The sequence below is a fragment of the Acinetobacter sp. V2 genome (genome assembly GCF_001188385.1).
GTDB classification, from domain to species: domain Bacteria; phylum Pseudomonadota; class Gammaproteobacteria; order Pseudomonadales; family Moraxellaceae; genus Acinetobacter; species Acinetobacter oleivorans.
The window spans coordinates 250748-255711 of record NZ_JZFB01000002.1; the positions used below are offsets into that span (position 1 = coordinate 250748).

At 38.2% G+C, this 4964-nt stretch carries 5 protein-coding genes and 1 pseudogene; 3 read left to right on the forward strand and 3 right to left on the reverse strand.

Features of this window, described 5'->3' with window-relative positions; genetic code table 11:
• Both UC75_RS21020 and UC75_RS10005 read right to left on the reverse strand, forming a co-directional pair.
• Positions 1–223 (reverse strand): 2Fe-2S iron-sulfur cluster-binding protein (locus UC75_RS21020; protein WP_416202211.1); only part of this gene is annotated, 223 nt, incomplete at its 3' end.
• Positions 224–238: 15 nt separating this feature from the next.
• Positions 239–919 carry a hypothetical protein gene (locus tag UC75_RS10005; protein ID WP_004789949.1) on the reverse strand — a complete coding sequence of 227 codons (681 nt, stop codon included), beginning with the start codon at positions 917–919 and terminating at the stop codon, positions 239–241.
• 351 nt (positions 920–1270) lie between these two features.
• Between UC75_RS10005 and UC75_RS10010 the strand changes: the two genes are divergently transcribed.
• On the forward strand, positions 1271–2155 hold the full coding sequence (locus UC75_RS10010) for a DMT family transporter (RefSeq protein ID WP_013196639.1): 885 nt from the start codon (positions 1271–1273) through the stop codon (positions 2153–2155).
• On the opposite strand, the pseudogene sxtR reads toward UC75_RS10010, so the two are convergent.
• A pseudogene (sxtR, locus tag UC75_RS10015) lies at positions 2129–3074 on the reverse strand (multidrug efflux pump transcriptional activator SxtR). The gene UC75_RS10010 and the pseudogene sxtR sit on opposite strands and share 27 nt — an antisense overlap.
• A gap of 140 nt (positions 3075–3214) precedes the next feature.
• On the opposite strand from sxtR, the gene sxtP reads away from it, so the two are divergent.
• Positions 3215–4459 carry a multidrug efflux MFS transporter SxtP gene (gene sxtP, locus UC75_RS10020; RefSeq protein ID WP_049837496.1) on the forward strand — a complete coding sequence of 415 codons (1245 nt, stop codon included), beginning with the start codon at positions 3215–3217 and terminating at the stop codon, positions 4457–4459.
• 23 nt (positions 4460–4482) lie between these two features.
• On the forward strand, positions 4483–4809 hold the full coding sequence (locus UC75_RS10025; protein ID WP_013196631.1) for a gamma-glutamylcyclotransferase family protein: 327 nt from the start codon (positions 4483–4485) through the stop codon (positions 4807–4809).
• Positions 4810–4964: the final 155 nt, after the last annotated feature.

A 4964-nucleotide genomic window follows, 5' to 3' on the forward strand; every position in this document is an offset into this window, starting at 1 on the left:
CATCGCTATGAGCATAGCTAATACAAGGTAAGAACTCTTGTCCTACGGCAACCTGATTTCCCGATTCGTATACGACTCCACCTTTGAGCTTACATCGACAAACCCGGCACACACCTTTTAAACAGCCTTTCATCACGGCGCTATCTGGCACCGCATCGATGAGAGGCTGTTCAGAATCAGCAATGTAAATATGCTCTTGAGTGCGGATATTTACCATTGGCATATTCTAATTCCATTGCTATGAAAGCGTTTCAGCACGTACAGCCTGAAAATACTCACCCACCATTGGAACAAAGCTATTGATATGCTTGATTGCTAGATCAAAGTCTTCTTGTGTCTTAATTACAGAAGAAAGCATCTCTGTCATCATGCCGCTATGGTCTTCAGCTTCATCAAATGCAACATGCGAAGCTGCACCCGATACAGCCTGATTCCCCATATGAACACCCGCTTTTTGCGTAATAAAATTATTAAATTTGTCGCCATAATATTCAAGGAACCAGTCCCAAACGACTGCTGGTAATGCCCCAAATTTTTCTACACAGAAATTTAAATACCCCATCAGTTTCCATGTTTCAGGAAATGCATTTTTTGAAACGATCTGATCTGAAGAATAGCCATATTTAGTCAAATCCTGACCAAACATTTCATCGTGACCAAATTCATCATATAAATAATATGAAAGCTGTTTTGCGGCAGAGATATTATTGATTGCTGCAACACGCACTGCATTTGCATCTAACTCGTTATTCATATGAATGCGAATAACACACTCTAAAATATGACGTTTATAATAATTTTCATCGAACCAGTCTTCATTATGAAATTTATGCATAATCTCATCTTTTTTAAACTCGCTATGCATAGCATGATCAACCGCACTTTCTAATTTTTTCAAACTTTCCTGTGAGAAAAACACGAATTATCTCCATTATATTTAAATTATTATCTAAGTATTAAATACTTATTTAGCTAGAATTAAGACTGTTATTAATTAAACTTAAAACAATCAAATATTATGTTTAAATATATTTTTAAAAATGTCAACAAAATATTATTTTTAAGAATTTCTAATTAAAATTAAATAAAATAATTTAATTAACAATCAAACAACAAATTATTTTTAATAAATGGATTAATTCAAATTAATATCCTTCACCAACAAAATTTAAATAATTTATGCTTCATGGAAAAGAAGGAATTTGACAGGGCTATATTGCGAAAAACAATGTAGACTCCTTATGGCTAAATATATGGAAGTATTAGAAAAGTGAATAATCTGATTATTGGGACTCTATTTGCGCTCTGTGCTGCTGCACTCAATGCCTCTATTGGTGTGATCAGTAAATTGCTTATGCACAGTGGCTTAAGCCCACAAGACATTGCTTTTTTAAAAACGGTTATCGCGTTCTTCTTTTTAAGTGTGTTTTTATTTAAAGTTCCTGTTAGCCAAAAGATTGCATTTATTAGCAACACGCCAAGTAAACTGAGTGTCTTTGTCCAAATTGCGATATGTGCTTTTTTAGGGATTTTTTCACTATTCTTTTTTGAAACCATTGCCTACAACCATGGTGCTGCGGCCAATGTCGTTGTGGTACTCATGGCTTCAGCCGCTATTTCAGCTTTATTTTTTGGTAGATTAGTTTTAAAAGAAAGTATTTATATTCATTCTATTGCTGGAACATTATTAGCTGTAGCGGGTATTAGTTTAATTTCATGGAAAGGTGAAAATAGTTTATTAATGCTGATCAATGCCTCTATTGCAGGCACTGGCTATGGGCTATTTTCAGTATTAATTAAAAAATTTAGATTAAATGGGGGCTTATTCCTAACGAAGTATTTATTACTTTTTGGTAGTGTTTATCTTGCCGTTCCCTTTTTAATTAATTTTCATAGCATTAGTTTTAATTCCAATATTATTTTAGGCTTAATAGGCTTGGCAGTTCTGCCTACCATTCTTGGATTTTATTGCACAACCAAAGCGTTAACCTATCTACCCGCAGCAAAAGTACAAGTGACCGAACTTTCCGAACCCATTTTTGCGGCACTAATGGCTTGGGTTTTCATTCATGAACAGCCAACCTTATCGTTTTTATATGGTGCAATTTTCATTATTTCAGGCATCGTTTTAATTAACAAAGCACCTAAAGCATAAACCAATTTCATTGATATTCGTCTGCATGGTGACAAGCGACTTGCACCACACTGGCAAAATTAATTGCCATTTGTGAAGGGGCATGCTTTTTATAAGCAAGCCCTAAACCCACCGTAGGTACAGGTGCTTTCAAAGAACGATAAGCTACGCCCTGTATTTGCAATTGTTTGGTCGACTCCGGCACCAAAGATACGCCTAAATTTGCAGACACTAACGATAAAATTGACACAATTTGCGGGGCATTTTGTCCAATTTTTGGTTCAAAACCGCGCTCATGACAGGCTTGTTTAATCGCATCGAAAAGCCCTGCGCTAATTGAAGGTGGCGAGACAATAAAATCAAGTTCTCGTAGTGCCGTTAAATCAATTTCTTGCGTTGAATCATCTAAATTAAAAGACTCCGAAGGCAAAGCTGCAATGAGTGGTTCAGCCAATAACTCTTGAATAATTAAACTGTCTGGAATATTGCGTGGCGAGCGAATAATCGCAACATCCAAACGGTCTTCGAGTAATAAATCGATGAGCAGCAAGGTATTTGCTTCTTCAAGTTTTAAATCCACTTTGGGATATTGCTGCTGGAAATAGCGAACACATTTAGGAATTAGGGGGTTCAACATTGAGGTACCCGTAAAACCCAATCGCAATTGACCAACTTCACCATTTGCTACCTGTTTAACCAAGTTCGCTGCATCTTCTACACGCTGTTGTACAGGCTGAATCGCATTTAAAAAGGCAAGCCCAGCTTCGGTCAGCTCCACCCCATGCGGAGAACGAATAAATAAATCTGCACCTAGCTCTTCCTCTAAGTCCCTTATTTGCATGCTTAAAGGCGGCTGACTCATGTTTAAACGATGCGCAGCTCTGGTAAAGTTTTTTTCTTCTGCTACTGCTAAAAAGTAGCGTATATGTCTAAGTTCCATCGCTATATATAAAACATATTATGACCTATTGTTAAATATATTAGAAAAATACCATCTAAATTGCTAATTTTAATTAATCGAATTTTCTCGATGCAGCATGCCTCACAAGCACTGCTATTTCTTTCTGTCATGGTCATGATATGAACTCTTCATCTACACCCAGTACCTTAAGCACTGAGGCAACTTCTGTTCTTTCCCGCGAATGGATTCACAAAGGGACCAAAGCCTATAAGCATGCTGGCTTCGCTTTATTCCTCGTAGGTTTTGCCAGTTTCTCTCTGATTTATTGCGTACAACCGCTCCTGCCAGCTTTTAGCCAAAGCTTCCAGATTAGCCCTGCGAGCAGCTCTCTTGCTTTGTCTTTAACCACTGCCTTTTTAGCGATTTCAATTGTGCTATCGAGTGCTTTTTCACAGGCAATTGGTCGTCGTGGTGTCATCTTTAGTTCAATGCTGTGTGCAGCTATTCTTAATATTGTGGCTATGTTTACCCCTAACTGGCAAAGCTTACTCATAGCACGAGCGCTAGAAGGTCTATTGCTTGGTGGTGTGCCAGCCGTAACGATGGCTTGGATTGCCGAAGAAATCGCACCTGAACACTTAGGTAAAACTATGGGTTTGTATATTGCAGGTACGGCTTTTGGTGGAATGATGGGCCGTGTCGGCATGGGCATTTTGATTGAATATTTTTCTTGGCGAACTGCTTTAGGCTTACTTGGCGCAATCTGTTTTATTTGCTCAATTGCCTTTTTGAATTTACTTCCTGCTTCGCGTAATTTCGTACAGAAAAAAGGTTTGAATTTAGATTTTCATCTGCAAATGTGGCGGACCCATTTAAGTAATTTAAAATTACTCCGCCTGTTTGCCATTGGTTTCTTGCTCACGAGTGTGTTTGTGACCTTGTTTAACTACGCCACTTTCCGTTTAAGTGGCGTGCCTTATTCACTGAGTCAGACTCAAATAAGCCTTATTTTCTTGTCGTATAGCTTCGGTATGGTGTCTTCATCATTGGCAGGTACGCTAGCAGACCGCTTCGGTAAAAAAACCATGATGATGAGCGGCTTTGCCTTAATGATTGTGGGTAGCCTCATGACATTACTCAGCTCTCTTTTCGGCATTATTATTGGTATTGCATTTATTACCACAGGGTTCTTTATTACTCATTCACTTACCAGTAGTTCCGTTGGCGCTGAAAGCAGACAAGCCAAAGCCCACGCCAGTTCACTGTACTTACTGTTTTACTACATGGGTTCGAGTATTGTCGGCTCAGCAGGTGGCTGGTTCTGGCTACACGGCGGCTGGGGTGCGATTGTAGGCTTAACCGTTGTACTGTCGTTACTTGGAATATTTTTAGTCGTTTATACCTCACACGCAAAAGCTCATTAATTTTTAAATTAAAGGAAAATCACATGTCGAGTTTATTTGTTTATGGCACTTTAGGCCCAGGTCGTCCTAATGCACATATACTTGAAAATATTGGCGGACAATGGGCAGAAGGTTGGGTCAACGGAACCTTACATAATCAAGGTTGGGGAGCAGATTTAGGCTATCCGGGAATTGTGCTTGATGAAAGTACCAATCAAGTTCAAGGTTTTGTTTTTAGCTCAGAACATTTAAATGCAAACTGGAAATTACTTGATGATTTTGAGGGCGAAGAATACGAAAGAGTACCTGTTCAAGTCACTTTAAATAGTGGCGAACGTGTTGATTCTTTTATTTATGTGTTGAAGTCTTAAGCTATTTCTAAAGCCCAAGCACATAAACATTTAAAAATTGATAGAAAAAATTTAAGTGATCATTTTTTGGCTTGTATTTTTTTAAAGAAACTGTAGAATTCATTCCACGTCGCCGACATAGCTCAGTTGGTAGAGCAACTGACTTGTAATCAGTA

Excerpts from the sequence above, each read along its gene's own strand:
- sxtP (WP_049837496.1), top strand. The coding sequence starts at position 3,215 with ATGAACTCTTCATCTACACCCAGTACCTTAAGCACTGAGGCAACTTCT.
- UC75_RS10025 (WP_013196631.1), top strand. The coding sequence starts at position 4,483 with ATGTCGAGTTTATTTGTTTATGGCACTTTAGGCCCAGGTCGTCCTAAT.